General features: G+C 68.1%; 16 protein-coding genes and 1 pseudogene. 12 read left to right on the plus strand and 5 right to left on the minus strand.

The genetic code is table 11. The features are described 5' to 3' along the window. The 3 genes and pseudogenes from mutL to RWO33_RS13205 all read left to right on the plus strand — a co-directional run. Positions 1-717, plus strand: a pseudogene (mutL, locus tag RWO33_RS13195) (DNA mismatch repair protein MutL); the annotation flags it as partial. Between the two features lie 11 nt (positions 718-728). Beyond that, the gene (locus tag RWO33_RS13200; protein ID WP_314105370.1) at positions 729-1,664 is read left to right on the plus strand and encodes a DUF1684 domain-containing protein; all 936 of its coding nucleotides are present in this window, start codon (positions 729-731) and stop codon (positions 1,662-1,664) included. A gap of 2 nt (positions 1,665-1,666) precedes the next feature. Next, positions 1,667-2,629, plus strand: a complete 963-nt coding sequence (locus tag RWO33_RS13205) for a TraB/GumN family protein (RefSeq protein WP_314105371.1) — start codon at positions 1,667-1,669, stop codon at positions 2,627-2,629. Between the two features lie 69 nt (positions 2,630-2,698). On the opposite strand, the gene phaR is transcribed toward RWO33_RS13205, so the two are convergent. From phaR to gluQRS, 3 genes are all read right to left on the minus strand, one after another. Continuing rightward, a complete protein-coding gene (gene phaR, locus RWO33_RS13210; RefSeq protein ID WP_145480049.1) occupies positions 2,699-3,223 on the minus strand; it encodes a polyhydroxyalkanoate synthesis repressor PhaR in 525 nt (174 codons plus the stop codon). A gap of 429 nt (positions 3,224-3,652) precedes the next feature. Next, entirely contained in the window at positions 3,653-4,393 is a 741-nt protein-coding gene (locus RWO33_RS13215) for a beta-ketoacyl-ACP reductase (RefSeq protein ID WP_145480051.1), read from the minus strand. 73 nt (positions 4,394-4,466) lie between these two features. Next, positions 4,467-5,351 carry a tRNA glutamyl-Q(34) synthetase GluQRS gene (gene gluQRS / locus RWO33_RS13220; protein ID WP_314105373.1) on the minus strand — a complete coding sequence of 295 codons (885 nt, stop codon included), beginning with the start codon at positions 5,349-5,351 and terminating at the stop codon, positions 4,467-4,469. Positions 5,352-5,442: 91 nt separating this feature from the next. On the opposite strand from gluQRS, the gene htpX reads away from it, so the two are divergent. After that, positions 5,443-6,315, plus strand: coding sequence for a protease HtpX (gene htpX / locus RWO33_RS13225; protein WP_314105375.1), 873 nt, complete (start codon positions 5,443-5,445; stop codon positions 6,313-6,315). A gap of 405 nt (positions 6,316-6,720) precedes the next feature. Here htpX and RWO33_RS13230 read toward each other — a convergent pair whose 3' ends face one another. Further along, on the minus strand, positions 6,721-7,548 hold the full coding sequence (locus RWO33_RS13230) for an inositol monophosphatase family protein (protein ID WP_145480057.1): 828 nt from the start codon (positions 7,546-7,548) through the stop codon (positions 6,721-6,723). 121 nt (positions 7,549-7,669) lie between these two features. Between RWO33_RS13230 and RWO33_RS13235 the strand changes: the two genes are divergently transcribed. The 3 genes from RWO33_RS13235 (at position 7,670) to RWO33_RS13245 (ending at position 11,564) form a co-directional block, all read left to right on the plus strand. After that, positions 7,670-8,440, plus strand: a complete 771-nt coding sequence (locus tag RWO33_RS13235) for an RNA methyltransferase (protein WP_314105377.1) — start codon at positions 7,670-7,672, stop codon at positions 8,438-8,440. 119 nt (positions 8,441-8,559) lie between these two features. After that, positions 8,560-9,441, plus strand: coding sequence for a phosphate/phosphite/phosphonate ABC transporter substrate-binding protein (locus RWO33_RS13240; protein ID WP_314105385.1), 882 nt, complete (start codon positions 8,560-8,562; stop codon positions 9,439-9,441). After that, entirely contained in the window at positions 9,438-11,564 is a 2,127-nt protein-coding gene (locus RWO33_RS13245) for an EAL domain-containing protein (protein WP_145480064.1), read from the plus strand. The genes RWO33_RS13240 and RWO33_RS13245 overlap by 4 nt, the downstream gene beginning before the upstream one ends. Before the next feature lie 65 nt (positions 11,565-11,629). Here RWO33_RS13245 and epmB read toward each other — a convergent pair whose 3' ends face one another. Further along, on the minus strand, positions 11,630-12,658 hold the full coding sequence (gene epmB, locus RWO33_RS13250) for an EF-P beta-lysylation protein EpmB (RefSeq protein ID WP_314105379.1): 1,029 nt from the start codon (positions 12,656-12,658) through the stop codon (positions 11,630-11,632). A 100-nt stretch (positions 12,659-12,758) separates the two neighbouring features. Between epmB and efp the strand changes: the two genes are divergently transcribed. The 5 genes from efp to RWO33_RS13275 form a co-directional block, all read left to right on the plus strand. Beyond that, the gene (efp, locus tag RWO33_RS13255) at positions 12,759-13,328 is read left to right on the plus strand and encodes an elongation factor P (RefSeq protein WP_145480068.1); all 570 of its coding nucleotides are present in this window, start codon (positions 12,759-12,761) and stop codon (positions 13,326-13,328) included. A 174-nt stretch (positions 13,329-13,502) separates the two neighbouring features. Continuing rightward, the gene (locus RWO33_RS13260; RefSeq protein WP_145480070.1) at positions 13,503-14,846 is read left to right on the plus strand and encodes a TRZ/ATZ family hydrolase; all 1,344 of its coding nucleotides are present in this window, start codon (positions 13,503-13,505) and stop codon (positions 14,844-14,846) included. Positions 14,847-14,864: 18 nt separating this feature from the next. After that, entirely contained in the window at positions 14,865-15,596 is a 732-nt protein-coding gene (gene ubiG / locus RWO33_RS13265) for a bifunctional 2-polyprenyl-6-hydroxyphenol methylase/3-demethylubiquinol 3-O-methyltransferase UbiG (protein WP_314105382.1), read from the plus strand. Beyond that, entirely contained in the window at positions 15,589-16,269 is a 681-nt protein-coding gene (locus RWO33_RS13270) for a phosphoglycolate phosphatase (RefSeq protein ID WP_314105383.1), read from the plus strand. Before ubiG ends, RWO33_RS13270 begins: the two co-directional genes overlap by 8 nt. Before the next feature lie 150 nt (positions 16,270-16,419). Next, the coding region (locus tag RWO33_RS13275; RefSeq protein WP_314105384.1) for a squalene/phytoene synthase family protein at positions 16,420-17,023 on the plus strand (604 nt) is incomplete at its 3' end.

Raw genomic sequence — 17,023 nt, forward strand, 5'->3', positions numbered from 1 at the left:
CCGCTGGGCCTGCGCGTGGCCGATGCGCCCTCCGCGTATGCCGCGCTGTATGCGCGCCCCGCCGGCAGCGACGCCTCGCTGCCGCCGATGCCCAGCGAGCAGGGCCTGCCGGTGACCGCCGCCGACAGCGGCGTGCCACCACTGGGGTACGCCGTGGCGCAGCTGCACGGCATCTACATCCTGGCCGAGAACGCCGAAGGCCTGATCGTGGTCGACATGCATGCCGCCCACGAACGCATCGGCTACGAACGGTTGAAGACCGCACACGATGCCACCGGCCTGCACGCGCAACCGCTGCTGGTGCCGATCACCCTGGCCGTGGGCGAGCGCGATGCCGACACCGCCGAGCGCGAGGCCGACACGTTGACCGCACTGGGCTTTGAGATCACCCGTTCCGGTCCCGGCTCGCTGCATGTGCGCAGCATTCCCGCGCTGCTGGCCAATGCCGAACCCGAAGGCCTGCTGCGCGACGTGCTGACCGACCTGCGCGAACACGGCCAGAGCCGGCGCATTGCCAGCGCCCGCGATGAGCTGCTGTCGACCATGGCCTGCCACGGCGCGGTGCGCGCCAACCGGCGGCTGACCCTGCCGGAAATGAACGCGCTGCTGCGCGACATGGAAATCACCGAACGGTCCGGCCAGTGCAACCACGGCCGGCCGACCTGGGCCCGTTTTTCGCTGGCGGAGATCGACCGCTGGTTCCTGCGCGGACGTTGAAGGGGAGCACGATGCGTACTTGGGGATGGGGACTTGGTGCCGCGCTGCTGGCGCTGGGCCTGGCAGGCTGCGGCGACAAGGAAACGGCGCCGGTCAAGGCGACCGTGGATCCGGCGTTCGCCGCCGAACAACAGCAGTGGCGCCTGCAGCGCTACACGGAACTGCAGGCGCCCGATGGCTGGACCAGCCTGGTCGGCCTGCATTGGCTCGAGCACAAGGCGCATTACATCGGCAGCGGCCCCGGCAGCGGTATCCGCCTGGCCGTGGGCCCGGCCAAGCTGGGCATGGTGGCGCGCAACGGCGACAGCGTCACCTTCACCCCCGAACGCGGCGTGTCGCTGAGCGTGGACGGCAAGCCGCTGACCGGTCGGATCCGTTTCCAGAGCGACCGCGACCCGGCGCCCACCCGGATCGCCTTCGACGATGGCAGGGGCCAACTCAGCCTGATCCATCGCGGCGAACGCTTCGCGCTGCGGGTCAAGCACGCCGACGCCTATTCGCGCAGTGGATTCGCCGGCCTCAACTACTGGCCCGGCGGCCCGGACTGGCGGGTCAGCGCACGCTTCGTGCCGCACCCGGCGGGCAAGACCCTGCCGATCGTCGACATCACCGGACTCACCACCGCCATGCCCAACGCGGGCGCGCTCGAGTTCGAACGCGACGGCAGGACCTGGCGGCTGGAAGCGCTGGGCGAACCCGGGCGCGAGCTGTTCGTGATCTTCGGCGACCGCACCAGCGGCCATGGCAGCTACCCTGCCGGCCGCTACCTGGACCTGCCGGCGCCGGATGCCAGTGGCACGGTGCTGATCGATTTCAACCATGCCTACAACCCACCGTGCGCGTTCACCCCGTTCGCCACGTGCCCGCTGACCCCGCCGGAAAACCGCCTGGACCTGCGGGTCGAGGCGGGCGAACAGGCCTATCACCCGCCCCGCGGAGGAGTGTGACGATGACGATGTTGAAGCGACTGGCGGCCCCGTTGCTGCTGGCCACCGGCCTGCTGCTGGGCAGTGCCGCCGCCATGGCTGCGCCGGCCACCGCGGCCGCCGCCGCCAGTGCGCCGGTGCCCCTGCTGTGGAAGGTGACCGGCCCGGGCGACAGCCAGCTGTACCTGCTGGGCTCGTTCCACCTGCTGCGCGCCGACGATTACCCGGTGGCGCCGGAGGTCGACCAGGCGTTCGCCGCCTCCCGGCGCGTGGTGTTCGAATTGTCGCCGCAGGACATGCAGTCGCCGGACCTGACCCGCAAAATGCTGCAGGCCGCCATGCGCACCGACGGCAGCGAGCTCAAGCGCGACCTGGACGCGGCCACCTGGACCAGGCTGCAGGACTATGCGCGCGCCAACAACCTGCCGCTGGCCCAGCTGCAGGGCATGAAGCCCTGGTTCGTCGGCCTGACCATCACCCTGTCGCAGTTCGCCAAGATGGGGTTGGACCCGGCGCTCGGGCTGGACCGGCATTTCATGACGCGCGCCGCCGATGCGGGCAAGCCGACCAGCGGACTGGAAGACATCGACACCCAGGTGGCGGTGCTGTCGGGCATGTCGACGCAGGAACAGCAGCAGATGGTGGCCGAGGCGCTGGAGCAGGCCGGGCAGGCCGATGCCGAGGGCCGCAAGCTGCACGACGCCTGGCGACGCGGCGACGACAAACTGTTGTGGAACGCGATGGCCGCGGAAATGCGCGGCGCCTATCCGCAGCTCTACAAGCGCATCAACACCGACCGCAATGACGCCTGGGTGCCCAAGCTGGAACAGCAGCTCAAGGCCGGGCAGGGCGGCACGCTGGTGGTGGTAGGAACGCTGCACCTGCTCGGCGAAGACGGGGTGGTCGAGAAGCTGCGCGCCAAGGGTTACCAGGTCGAGCGGATCTGCAGCGCCTGCACCAAACCCAAGGGCCGGTCCAGACGCTGAAGGCTTCAGCCGGAAACGAGAAAGGCGCGGCCGTGAGGCTGCGCCTTTCTGCGTACTGCCGCGCGGGAATCAGCGGCGGGTCTTGCCGCCCGCCGGCGCATCGGGCTTGGCGTTGCCGGTGCCGGTACCGGTGGAGGTGCCCGGCGGGCGCGGGCCGAAGCCGCTGCCCATGTTGCGCTGGAAGTCCTGCCACAGTTCCAGGTTGCGTTCGGTGAGCTGGTTCATCATCGCCCACGGGGTCTGCCCGAGCAGGTTGCCCATCTGCTGGCGGAACTGCTGCTGCTGGTCCAGGAACACCTGCATGCTGCGCTCCAGGTAGTTGCCCATGAAGCCCTGCAGCGAATCGCCATAGAAGCGGATCAGCTGGCTGAGCAGCTGGGTGGACAGCATCGGCTCGCCGTCCTGTTCCTGGTCGGCGATGATCTGCAGCAGTACCGAGCGGGTCAGGTCGTCGCCACTCTTGGCGTCGCGGACTTCGAAGTCTTCACCGTCCAGGATCAGCTGTCGCACGTCCTCGATGGTGATGTAGCTGGAAATTTCGGTGTCGTAGAGACGGCGGTTCGGGTACTTCTTGATGATGCGGTTCGCAGCCATGAAGCAGTCACTCGTCAGCGTAAGGGCGAATGATTGCGCAGCGCAGCAGGCGTTGCAACCTCCTTTCGTCATTTGGTCGGGATTCTTCATGCTGCGCAGCATGGGTGCAGCATTTCTGGGTGGTCGCAACGCCTGCTGCGCTGCGCGCCCACGTTTTGCTGCGCAAAACGCGGGCCCCGGCGGCATGCCTCCTGATCCCCGCGCCCTCGGCGCGCCCCCTTTACAAAAGGGGGCTCTTCAGCTGGATTGTTACGTGGGCAAGCCCCACCGCTCGGGCCTTGGCGGGATCGGGGACGCGGCGTTTCCAGGCGGGGCACCCCGGTGATGGGGACAGCTCAGTGATGCGTGGCCTGCAGGTGACGCGGGACACTCCGGTAGCGCCGACCGTTGGTCGGCCTTGGGAACCCTTGGTGGCGCGGCTTGTAACCGTTACCACCCCATGTGGTGGCCGCCGTTGATGTCCAGGTTGGAGCCGGTGATCCAGGCGGCTTCCTCGGCGACCAGGAAGGCGACGGCGTAGGCGATTTCCTCGGGCTTGCCGAGGCGGCCGGTGGGGATGTCGGCGATGATCTTGGCGCGTACTTCGTCGGGTACGGCCATCACCATGTCGGTGGCGACGTAGCCGGGCGAGATGGTGTTGACGGTGATGCCGAAACCGGCATTCTCGCGCGCCAGCGAGATGGTGAAGCCGTGCATGCCGGCCTTGGCGGCGGCGTAGTTGGCCTGGCCGTACTGGCCCTTCAGGCCGTTGATCGAGCTGATCTGGATCACCCGGCCCCAGCCGCGGCGGCGCATGCCTTCGATGACCGGGCGGGTGACGTTGAACACCGAGTTGAGGTTGGTGTTGATCACGTCGTGCCACTGGTCGGCGCGCATGCGGTGGAACGTGGTGTCGCGGGTGATGCCGGCGTTGTTGACCAGGATCTCGACCGGACCGAGCGCGGCTTCCACCGCGTGCACCATCTGTTCGGCGGTGGCCGGGTCGGCGACATCGCCGGGGAAGATCGCCACGTCGCAGCCGCGCGCCAGCATCTTCTCGCGCCAGGCCAGGGCCTTGGCCTCGTCACGGTAGTTGGTGGCAACCCGATGGCCCTGGTCGGCCAGACGTTGGCAGATGGCGGAACCGATACCGCCGGTACCGCCGGTGACCAGTGCGACGCGAGATGTCATGAGCAGCTACTCCGAAAGGCAGGGCCAGCAAGGGGGAACGCGATTCTGCAACATCGCGGCGAAAAATGGGGGCTCAGGCCGGGTCGGGGGGCAGGTGGATGTCTCCCGGTGGCAAACGCGCCGGATCGAAGCAGCTGCGGGCGCGGTCGAGCAGCCCCACCACCCCGGAACTGCCGGCCAGGTGCGCGGGGTCCTGGCCCAGCTGCGCCCAGGCCTTCTGCAGTGCCGGGACGGCGGCACGGGGATCGACCGGGCGCGCCGCGTCGGACTTGGACAGCTTGTGGCCGTCGGGCTCCAGCAGCAGCGGCAGGTGCAGGTAGCGCGGGGTAGGCAGGCCCAGGGCCTGCTGCAGCAGGATCTGGCGCGCGGTGGAGTCGAGCAGGTCGGCACCGCGGACGATGTCGGTGATGCGCTGGTCGGCGTCGTCGACCACCACGGCGAGCTGGTAGGCCCAGTACCCGTCGGCGCGGCGAAGGACGAAATCGCCGACCTCGGCATGCACGTCCTGGCGGACCGGGCCGCGCAGGCCATCCTGGAAGGCGATGACGCTGCCGGGTGGAACCCGCAGGCGGATGGCCGGTCGCGCCCGTTCGGTACGTCCTACGCAGTGATGATGGATGCCGTGCTGGTCGGTCAGGTCGGTGCGGCTGCAGTGGCAGGCAAAGGCCCTGTCTTCCGCCAGCAGGCGGTCGATGGCCTCCTGGTACAGGGCATCACGCTGGCTCTGGCGGACGATGGGGTCGTCGCTGGCCAGGCCAAAGTCAGCAAGTGCAGCCAGCTGCTGGTCGATGGCGCCGGGGACGGTGCGGGGTGGATCGATGTCTTCGATGCGGACGGCCCAATGGCCGCCGGCATGGCGGGCCAGCAGCCAGCTGCCGAACGCGGCCAGCAGAGAGCCGGCGTGCAGTGGGCCGGTGGGGGAGGGGGCAAAACGCCCGCGGTAGGTAGTCATTGACATGAACTATGAATCGTCGGTCAGGTTGCGACTTGAATTCAACCTGAAGTCCCCGCAGATTTGCAGCAACATCAACCTAAAGCATCCTCTTCCCATGTTCAGTCGTATCGCCCTGTTCCTCGCGACCAACTTCGCCGTGCTGCTCCTGGCGGGCTTTGTAATGCGTCTGGCGGGGATCGATCCCGCAAGCATGAGCGGCCTGCTGGTGGTTGCGGCCATCTTCGGCTTCGGCGGGTCGCTGGTGTCGCTGCTGCTGTCCAAGTGGATGGCCAAGCGCTCCACCGGCGCGGTGGTCATTACCGAGCCGCGCAACCCCACCGAGCGCTGGTTGCTGGCGACGGTGGAGCGCCAGGCCCGCGAGGCGGGTATCGGCATGCCGGAAGTGGCCGTTTACGACGGTCCGGAAATCAATGCGTTCGCCACCGGTGCCAACCGCAACAATGCGCTGGTAGCGGTGTCCACCGGCCTGCTGCACAACATGAGCGAGGACGAGGCCGAAGCGGTACTGGGCCACGAGATCGCCCACGTTGCGAACGGCGACATGATCACCATGGCGCTGCTGCAGGGTGTGCTCAACACGTTCGTGATCGTCCTGGCTCGCGTGGTCGGCGGCATCATCGACAGTGCGCTGTCGGGCAACCGCGAAGGCGGTGGCCGTGGCTTCGCCTACTTCATCATCGTGTTCGTGCTGGAAATGGTGTTCGGCCTGTTCGCCACCATGATTGCCATGTGGTTCTCGCGCCACCGTGAGTTCCGCGCCGACGCCGGCGGCGCCCACCTGGCCGGTCGCCAGAAGATGATCGCCGCGCTGGAGCGCCTGAAGCTCAACCACGGCCAGAGCACCCTGCCGACCCAGATCGCCGCCTTCGGCATCGCCGGCGCCACCGCAAAGAAGCTGTTCCTGAGCCACCCGCCGCTGGAAGAGCGCATTGCCGCGCTGAAGGCCGCGAGCAGCACCGTGGCGTGATGCGGTGGTGTTGAACTGAAGCGTTGAACTGAAGAAACGCCCGGCCTCTGGCCGGGCGTTTTTTTCGTGCCAGCGGAATCGGTAGAGCCGGGCTCTGCCCGGCTGCTCTTCCTTCCGCACACGACACGGTATGGGGGCTGCCCGGCGGCCGCCCCGGCTCGTGGCAATGAGGCGCCGGCTTTTGCAGTTGCAGTTGCAGTTGCAGTTGCTGTTGACGTTGGATTTCAACGAGTGATGACGGGTTCCCACGGCCGACCAACGGTCGGCGCTACCGGGTGATTGCGCGTTGCCCGGTGTCCCGGGGGGGCGTCGCGCGTTTCCGGCGTTCGTAGGCGCCATCGCGCGTTGTCTCCAAACGACAACGGCGCCCGAAGGCGCCGTTGCTTGAATCCCACATCAGGTCGATCAGAACTTCGCGTCGAACTCGGCCGCATAGCCGGTGTTGACCAGCACCTTCTGCAGCACCTCGCTGTTCTTCACGTTGCCCGCCACGATCTGCTGGGTTTCCGGGCCGCGGCTGTCCATGCGGGCCGGGGTCGCGCCCTTGAAGTCGCAGACCCGGCCGCCGGCTTCGCGGACCAGCAGCACGCCCGCGGCGATGTCCCAGGCCTTCACGCCGGCCTCGAAATAGGCGTCAGCGCGGCCGCAGGCCACATAGGCCAGGTCAAGCGCCGCCGAACCGGTGCGGCGCACGTCTTCGGCCTGCACCAGCAGTGCGTCCACTGCCTTCAGCTGCGCACTCGTGCGGCTGCGCTCACGCGGCGCGAAACCGGTGTGGATCATCGCCCCGGACAGATCCTTGCGGTCCGCCACCCGGATGCGGCGGTCGTTCAGCACCGCACCGGCACCCCGGCTGGCGGTGAACAGTTCATTGCGCAGCGGATCGAAAATCACTGCATCGATCGGCTCGCCGTTCTCCACCAGCGCGATCGACACGCAGTAGTGCGGGAAGCCACGCAGGTAATTGCTGGTGCCGTCCAGCGGGTCGATCACCCACATGTAACGGTTCACCGCCTGCACCCCGCCTTCCTCGGCCATGATCCCGTAGTCCGGGTAGGCGCGCTTGAGTTCCTTGATGATCACCTTTTCCGCGTCCGCATCGACCTCGCTGGCGTAGTCCATGCGCCCCTTCTGCACCACGTTCAGCGCCTCGAGCTTGTTGATGTTGCGCAACAGGACGTTGCCGGCGAGGCGGGCGGCCTTGACCATGACGGTGACGGCGGGTTTCTGCATGGTAAAAAGCTCCCGTAAAGGCAGAGATGGGGGTACTGGCGGGGGAAAAGAGCGGTCCCGGCGCAAAGGCCGGTCGCACAGTTTACCATTTGTGACTGTCCTGCTCGCGTTTGGCCTGTTCATGTCCGCACATCCCGCTCCCTCCCGCATCCGTTTCGTCCTCGTGGGCACCCAGCATCCCGGCAACATGGGCGCCGCCGCCCGTGCCATGAAGACCATGGGCCTGGGCCGGCTGGTGCTCGTGGCCCCCGAAAAACCGCTGGATGAAGAAGCCTTCCGCCGCTCTGCCGGCGCCGAAGACGTGCTCGGCGACGCCCCCGTGGTCGCCACCCTGGCCGACGCCGTCGCCGACTGCCGGCTCGTCCTGGGCTGCACCGCCCGCGCCCGCCGCGTCCAGCTTGAAGAGCTCCTTCCTGCCGTGGCCGCCCAGCGTGCCCTGGCCAAAGCCACCGACCCCGAGGGCGAAGTCGCCTTCGTGTTCGGCCGCGAGCGCACCGGCCTGACCAACGAAGAGCTGCAGCTCTGCCACCTCGCCGTGCACATCCCCTCCAACCCCGACTTCAGCTCGCTGAACCTGGCCGCCGCCGTGCAGGTGCTCGCCTACGAACTGCGCATGGCCAGCCTCGGCGGCGTCGAAGCCGCCGCCCCCGCCGATCCTGAACACCGCGAACAGCCGGCCAGCCATGCCCAGGTCGAAGGCCTGTTCGGCCAGCTCGGCCAGACCCTGGACGACATCGACTTCCACAAGGGCCGCGCCCCCGACTCGGCCATGCGCAAGCTGCGCCGCCTGTTCCTGCGGACCGAACTGAGCGAACAGGAAGTACGCCTGCTGCGCGGCATCCTGGCCGACGCCCAGCGGATGGCGCGCCTGGCCAACGCCAAGCCCGAATGACCTGACGCACGTCTCACTTTTTCGGGTAGGCTGTTGCCATTCCTTGGGGGGAGCGAATGGGATTGCCGCTACTGCGATGGCTGTTGCAGGGAGGGATGCTGTTGCTGGGCATCATTGCGATGGCTGGAACCGCGGTTGCCGGCCCTGACACCGCCGGCCTTGAACACGTCCTCGTGCTGGGCCGGATCAGCGACAACCCCAAGTCACACTATGCGCAACTGCAGCCCCTGCTCGACTACGTCGTCCCGCGCATGCGCGACGTCGGCATCACCGAAGGGCGCATCCTGATGGCCCCCGATGCGCAGCAGATGGCCAGTTACCTGCGCCGTGGCCGGGTCGACTGGGTCACCGAGACCGCCGGCACCGCCGTAGCGCTGGGCCTGCGCAGCGGCGCCCAGCCGCTGCTGCTGACCGAACGCAACGGCGTGCGCGACTACCACACCGTGTTCTTCGTCCGCCGCGACAGCCCGATCACCTCGCTGGCCGACCTCAAGGGCCATACCCTGGCCCTGCAGAACGTCGCCTCCACCAGTGCCTACCTGGTTCCGGTGATGACCCTGTTGCAGAACGGCCTGACCCCGGAGATCCTGTTGTCCGCGCGCGACGCCGCCGCACCGGACACCGTGGGCTACGTATTCGCGCGCTCGGAGGCCAACATCGCCACCTACGTGCACAAGGGCATGGTCGATGCCGGCGCGGTGAGCAGCGTCGACTGGGCCGACGAGCACCGCATCCCGGCCACGTTCCGGCGCGACTTCCGACCGATCCATCGCACCGAGCCGTATCCGCGGGCGGTCGAAGTGGTGCGGGCCGGGCTCGACCCGAAGGTGCGCGACCGCCTGCAGCAGGTATTGCTGGAGGCCGCGTCGGATCCACAGGCGCAGGACGCGCTGGAAAAATTTTTTGGTACGTCCGGGTTCCATCGGGTCGATGCGCAGATGCAGCACCGTTTGGATGAATTGAAACAGGGTCTTACACGCGTGCGGATGGAAGTGGAATGAGGCCGTTTGGTTCCGGAATGCAGTCCCGTTTCGTGTTGGCGATGGGCGGGGCGATGGTGGTGGTGGTGGCGATCGTGGCCGTGGTGCTGGGGCGCCAGGCGGCGATGCAGGACGAGGTCAAGAACCTCAGCGGCAGCGTCATCCATGAACTGTTCGACCGCAGCGTGCGCAGCCGCGGCGAGGCGCTGGCGCGCGAGCTGTCCGATGCCCTGGCCAACCCGCTGTATTACAACGACCTGGCCCAGGTCGGCGCGCTGGTGCGCAACACCTCGCGGCAGCAGGTGGTGCGCTACGTGCTGGTGTTCGACGAAGACGGCAGGCTGATCCACGACGGCAGCAGCGTCGTCGTCGACTTCGGCAAGGCCATGCAGGACCCGCTGGCGGCCGGTGCGGTGGCCGCGCGCACCCTGGTGGTGCAGCAATCGCCCAAGGTGCTCGACAACGCCATGCCGATCATGGTCGGCAACCAGCGCATCGGCGGCGTCCGCGTCGGCATGGCGCTGGACGACGTGCAGGCCATGGAGCAGCGCGCCAACACCACCCTGGGCGAGCGCCTGCAGCAGGTCGGCAAGCGCCACCTGGGCTGGCTGCTGCTGATGCTGGGCCTGCTGCTGGCGATCGGCGTGGTGGTCATCGTCTACGTGCAGCGCACCCTGGTCGCGCCGATCCGTGGCCTGGCCAGCGCCGCGCGCCAGATCGAAGCCGGCGACTACCGCCCGCAGCTCAGCCACAACAACCGCCAGGACGAAGTGGGCGAGCTGGTCCGCGCCTTCGGCCGGATGAGCGAAGCCATTGCCCGCCACGACCGCGAAGTGCGGCACATGGCCTACACCGACGCGCTGACCGGACTGACCAACCGCCTGGCGTTCCGCGAAGCGCTGGACCACCGGCTGATGGCCGCGCGCGCGTCCGGGCATCGGCTGGGCCTGTTGTTCGCCGACATGGACGACTTCAAGCGCGTCAACGACACCCTCGGCCACGAAGCCGGCGACGAAGCGCTGCTGCAGTTCGCCCAGCGCATCCGTGCCGCCGTGGCCCAGGCTGGCGGCGACGAAGCGCTGCTGGCGCGGTTTGGTGGCGACGAATTCGTGATCCTGATCGGCGACGGCGATGTCGCCGCCGGCGCGCGCCAGCTGGCCGAACTGCTGGTGCGCGAACTGGGCAAGCCGCTGGTGGTGCAGGGCAGGGAACTGTTCCTGGGCACCTCCATCGGCGTTACCCTGTTCCCTGACGATGCCGCCGACGCGACCACCCTGCTGAAGAATGGCGACATCGCCATGTACCAGGCCAAGGTCGCCGGCAAGAACTGTTACCGCTACTACAGCCGGGCGATGGACCACGCGGTGGAGCGCCGCGTGCACATGGAACAGGAGTTGCGCGGCGCGTGGGAGCGCGGCGAACTGCGCCTGGTCTACCAGCCGATCTTCCGCACCCGCGACCGGCGCATGGTCGGGGTGGAAGTGCTGCTGCGCTGGCAGCACCCGACCCTGGGCACCATTCCGCCGTCGGTGTTCATCGAAGTGGCCGAGCAGAGTGGCCTGATCGAAGTGATCGGGCCCAAGGTGCTGCGCGCGGCGTGCCGGGAGGCGGTGCAGTGGCCGCATTCGGCCGATGGCGAAGGCATGTTCGTTTCGGTCAACGTGTCGCCGCGGCAGCTGCGTGGCGGCGAACTGCCGACGCTGGTCGCCGAGTGCCTGCGCGACACCGGGTTGCCGGCCTCGCGCCTGCACCTGGAGCTGACCGAGACCGCGGTGATCGGCGATGAAATGCTGGCCGCCGCGTTGCTGGACAAGCTGCACCGCACCGGCGTGAAGGTATGGCTGGACGACTTCGGCACCGGCTTCTCCGGCCTGAGCCACCTGCGCCAGGTGCCGGTGGACGGGGTCAAGATCGACAAGAGTTTCGTCGCCGACATGCAGCGCGATCCCGACGACCTGGCGCTGACCACGGCGATCATCGCCATGGCGCACGCGCTGGGCATCACGGTGGTGGCTGAAGGCATCGAACAGGAAGTGCAGTTCGACCTGCTGAGCCAGCGCGGGTGCGACCTGGCGCAGGGGTATTGGCTGAGCGTGCCGATCACCGCGACCGAGGTCGTGGAAATGATCGAATCCGGGCGGTAGGGCGGCAAAGCGGAAGCCGACTGACAGTCGGCTCTACCGCAAGCCCGGTGTAGGGCGCTTGCGCCCTACACCGGGCGCTTGCTGGAATCCCCGGAAATCTCCCGTACCAGCTTCGGCACCAGATACCCCGACAACCGCGCGGTCAGCTGCGCATGCAGCGACTTCGCGGTGGCATCGTCCACCTCGAAATGCGCCACGCCCTGGACCCGATCGACCTGGTACAGGTAGTAAGGCAGCACTCCGGCGGCGAAGCTGCGTTCGCTCAGGTCCTGCAGCGCCGGCAGCGAGTCATTCACCCCGCGCAGCAGCACGGCCTGGTTGAGCAGGGTGGCGCCGGCGCCGCGCAGGCGCGCCATGGCCGCGTCCACCGATGCATCGAATTCGTTGGCGTGGTTGGCGTGGATCACGAACGCCACCGGCCACGGCAGGCTGGCGATCCACTGCACCAGCTCCTCATCCACCCGCTCCGGCAGCACCACCGGCAGGCGGCTGTGGATGCGCAGGCGGCGCAGGTGCGGAATCTGCTTCAGCGCCTGGGTCAGTTCCACCAGCTTGTGGGTCGCCAGCGACAGCGGGTCGCCGCCGGACAGGATCACCTCGTCGATGCCCGGGTCCCGGGCGATCGCGTCCACCGCCTCGCGCCAGCCTTCGCGGGCGGCGTTCTCGGTGCCGTAGTCGAAATGCCGGCGGAAGCAGTAGCGGCAGTTGATCGCGCAGCTGCCGGTGGTCACCAGCAGGGCCCGGCCCTGGTACTTCTGGATCACCCCGGTGGCCTTGCGCGCCAGCCCGTCGCCGACCGCGTCCAGGCTGAAGCCCGGCACGTGCTGCAGTTCATCGGTGACCGGCAGGACCTGGCGCAGCAGCGGGTCGTCGCGGTCGCCGTGGCGCATGCGGGCAATGAAGCCCTGCGGCACCCGCAGCGCGAACTGCGCGGCGGCCTCGCCCGACAGGGGCAGGGCGTCCGGGTCCAGCCCCACCTGTTCCAGCAGGGTCCGCGGGTCGCGGACCGCCTCGCGCCACAGCTGCTGCCAGCGGACGGGGGTGGGCAGTGGCGTGGCGGAAAGCTGCATGGAATGGGGGCCTGCGGTTATCATATGGGTCAGAAAAACGTGTCTCCCCGCCGTTGCCGGTGGGTTTCCCATTCTATCCGGCTCGCCGCGCCTGCGCGGCGTTTGCCCATTCAGGAGTTTCAGCATGGCCACTGTTGGCATGAACGACGTCAAGAACGGGATGAAGATCCTGGTCAACAATGAACCGGCGGTCATCACCGAGACCGAGTACGTCAAGCCGGGCAAGGGCCAGGCCTTCACCCGAATCAAGTACCGTTTCATCAGGTCGGGCCGCGTGGTCGAAATGACCATGAAGGCCACCGATGACGTGGAAAAGGCCGACGTTGTCGACACCAACATGGATTACATGTACAGCGACGGCGAATACTGGCACTTCATGGACCCGGAAACCTTCGAACAGGTCCAGGCCGACAAGGCCGGCATTGGCGATGCCAAGAACTGGCTGAAGGGCGAAGAGTCCTGCATCGTGACCCTGTTCAACGGCTCGCCGATCTTCGTGCAGCCGCCGAACTTCGTGGAACTGAAGATCGTCGAGACCGATCCGGGCGTCCGTGGCGACACCTCGGGCGGTGGCGGCAAGCCGGCCACCCTGGAAACCGGCGCCGTGGTGCGTGTGCCGCTGTTCGTCAACCAGGATGAAATCATCAAGGTCGACACCCGCTCGGGCGAATACTCCGCGCGCGCCGGCAAGTAATTCGACGAAGTCGAATTACGGTAGAGCCGACGTAGAGCCGACTGTTAGTCGGCTGCTTCAGGCGGGGTCTGAACGCGCGTCGCGAACGGCAGCCGACTAACAGTCGGCTCTACCCCACCCGCACATCGCGGTGATCACGTAGCGTCGGATCACCGCCCCCCAAAGCGAGCTCGCATGACCGACACCGCACGCATTCCCGAACCCTGTGACCTGCTGATCGAAGCCGGCTACGTGGTCCCGATCGAACCGCATGCGGTGGTGCTGGAAGACCATGCCGTGGCCGTACGCGGCAGCGAGATCGTCGCGATCCTTCCGCGTGCCGAGGCCCGCGCGCGGTTCGCGCCGAAACAGACCGTATCGCGCCCGGACGCGGCGCTGATGCCGGGCCTGGTCAACGCGCACACGCACAATCCGATGACCCTGCTGCGCGGGGTTGCCGACGACCTGCCGCTGATGGTCTGGCTGCAGCAGCACATCTGGCCGGTGGAAGCGGCGGTGATCGGGCCGGAGTTCGTGGCCGATGGCACCACCCTGGCCATCGCCGAAATGCTGCGCGGCGGTACCACCTGCGCCAACGAAAACTACTTCTTTGCCGACGTCCAGGCCGCCGTCTACAAGCAGCACGGGTTCCGCGCGCTGGTCGGCGCGGTGGTCATCGATTTCCCCACCGCCTGGGCCAAGAGCGACGACGAGTACTTCGCCAAGGCCGGTGAACTGCACGACCAGTGGCGCACCGATCCGCTGATCGGCACCTCGTTCGCCCCGCACGCGCCGTACACCGTCAGCGATGCCAACTTCGAACGCGTGCGCATGCTGTCCGACCAGCTGGACATGCAGGTGCACCTGCATACGCACGAAACCGCGCAGGAGATCAGCGACTCGATCAGGCTGCACGGCCAGCGCCCGCTGGCACGGCTGGACCGGCTGGGTCTGGTCAACGACCGCCTGATCGCGGTGCACATGACCCAGCTGACCGAGGCGGAAATCCACCTGTGCGCCGAGCGCGGCGTCAGCGTGGTGCACTGCCCCGAATCCAACCTCAAGCTGGCCTCCGGGTTCTGCCCGGCCTGCGCCCTGCAGCGCGCCGGGGTCAACCTGGCGATCGGCACCGACGGCTGCGCCAGCAACAACGACCTGGACATGTTCAGCGAAAACCGCACCGCGGCGATCCTGGCCAAGGCGGTCGCCAATGACGCCACCGCGCTGGATGCGGCGACCACGCTGCGTGCGGCCACCCTGGGTGGCGCGCGCGCACTGGGCTTCGGCGACCGCATCGGCTCGATCGAAGTGGGCAAGCAGGCCGACCTGGTCTGCGTGGACCTGTCGGCGCTCGAAACCCAGCCGCTGCACCACGTGCTGTCGCAGCTGGTATATGCCGCCGGTCGCCACCAGGTCAGCGATGTCTGGATTGCCGGGCAGCCCAAGCTGGTCCAGCGCGAGCTGGTCGGCATGGACACCGCCGCCATCGTCGCCAACGCCCGCCAGTGGCGCGAGCGCATTCGTCACATCCGCGCCTGAGGCGCGAAAAGGACAGCCATGAACACCCCCCACGCTTCCACCAATTTCGACCAGGCCGAACTGGACAAGTTCGCCGCGCTCGCCAACCGCTGGTGGGACACCGACGGCCCGCAGAAGCCGCTGCACGCGCTGAACCCGGTGCGCCTGAAGTACGTGGCCGACCGGGTTCCCCTGCGCGCCGCGCGCGTGCTCGACATCGGCTGCGGTGGCGGCCTGCTCAGCGAAGCGCTGGCCCAGGCCGGCGCGGACGTGACCGCCATCGACCTGGCGCCGGAGCTGGTCAAGGTAGCCCGCCTGCACGGGCTGGAGTCGGGCGTGAGCGTGGATTACCGCGTGCAGGCCGCCGAAGACCTGGCCGCCGAACAGCCGGGCAGCTTCGACGTGGTCACCTGCATGGAAATGCTGGAGCACGTACCGGACCCGGGCGCGATCATCGCCGCCTGCCACCGCCTGCTCAAGCCCGGCGGCCAGCTGTTCCTGTCCACCATCAACCGCACCCCGGCCGCGTTCGCGGTGGCCATCGTCGGCGCCGAGTACATCGCGCGGCTGCTGCCCAAGGGCACCCATCACTACCAGGAATTCATCAAGCCGGCCGAACTGGGCAGGTGGCTGCGTGAGTCCGATTTCACCCTGCGCGATGTCAGCGGCATGGCCTACGAGCCGTGGCGCAACCGCGCACGGCTGAGTTCGCGCACCGACATCAACTACCTGGCCCACGCGGTCAAGCCCGACGCCGACGACCGTGGCTGAGTCCGGGTTCCCGAAGGCGGTGCTGTTCGACCTGGACGGCACCTTGCTGGACAGCGCGCCCGACATGCTGGCCACCGCCAACGCAATGCTGGCCGCGCGCGGGCGCGCGCCGATCACCCTGGACGTGCTGCGCCCGGTGGTCTCGAAAGGCTCGCGTGCGATGGTGTCGGTAGCGTTTCCGGAGCTCGGGCAGGAGGCGCGCGATGCGCTGGTGCCCGAGTTCCTGGAGCGCTATGAAGCGTTGATCGGCCAGCACGCGGTGCTGTTCGACGGCGTGGACGGCATGCTTGAGGCGCTGGAAGCAGCCGGCTGTGCCTGGGGCATCGTCACCAACAAGCCGGAGTACCTGGCGCGCCTGATCCTGCCGCAGCTGGGCTGGGAAACGCGCTGCGCGGTGCTGATCGGCGGCGACACCCTGGCCCAGCGCAAGCCGGATCCGCTGCCGTTGTTGACCGCGGCCGAGCGCATGCGCATCGACCCGGGCACCTGCATCTACGTCGGCGACGACGAGCGTGACATCGTCGCCGCCAACGCCGCCGGCATGGCCTCGGTGGCCGCGCTGTGGGGCTACCGCCTGGACGCCGATGACCCGTTGTCCTGGGGCGCCGAGGCCATGATCGAGCAGCCGGAAGCGCTTCAGTACGCCGACGCCTGGCCAGCCGCCCGCCGGTAGCGCCGGCCGTTGGCCGGCCCACGGGTCGCCGGGCGCCCCCTGGCGCCGGTCGCCCATTGGCTCAAACAACGCTGGCGGGCACCCTGTCGTTCAAACAACACTGGTAGGTATCGACCGTTGGTCGATACACGCTCCCCAAGGAATCCCCTGATGACCACCCCCACCGCCCTCGACAGCTTCCTCGACAAATGGCGGACCCGCTGGCCGGAATGGCAGGTGGCCGAACCGTTCATCGCCGAATCCCAGCGCACCTTGGTGGTAGCGTGGTTCGCGCTGCTGCAGGAGTTCGACGACATCCTCAATACCAGCGGCGACCCGATGCCGGCCGACGCCAAGCTGGCGTGGTGGGGCGAAGAACTGCGCAGCTGGGCCGGGCAACGTTCGCGCCATCCGCTGGGGCGCATGCTGGAGCCGGTGCGTGCACCGTGGGCCGAGCTGGCGCAGGCCCTGCCGGACCTGATCGAAGCGCGCGCGGTGCCGGTCGATCCGGCGCAGGCGCAGCGTGCCCTGCAGGCCTACGGTGCCGCCGTTGCGGCGGTGGAGGCGGTGATGTTCGAGACGCCGGCGCGTGGCGACGTAGCCACCCCGGTAGTGTTGCAGACCCTGGCGCAGCGCCTGCACGAAGCCGGTGTGGCCGCGGTGCCGCGTTCGTTGCTGGCGCAGGGCGACAGCGATGCCGCACAGCGCTGGGCGCAGCAGCTGCTGCGCGACTGGCCGGCGCGTGTGTCCGGTCCGCGCCCGCGCCGCCTGTATG

The sequence above is a fragment of the uncultured Stenotrophomonas sp. genome, from assembly GCF_963519925.1.
Taxonomy (GTDB): Bacteria; Pseudomonadota; Gammaproteobacteria; order Xanthomonadales; family Xanthomonadaceae; genus Stenotrophomonas; species Stenotrophomonas maltophilia_AE.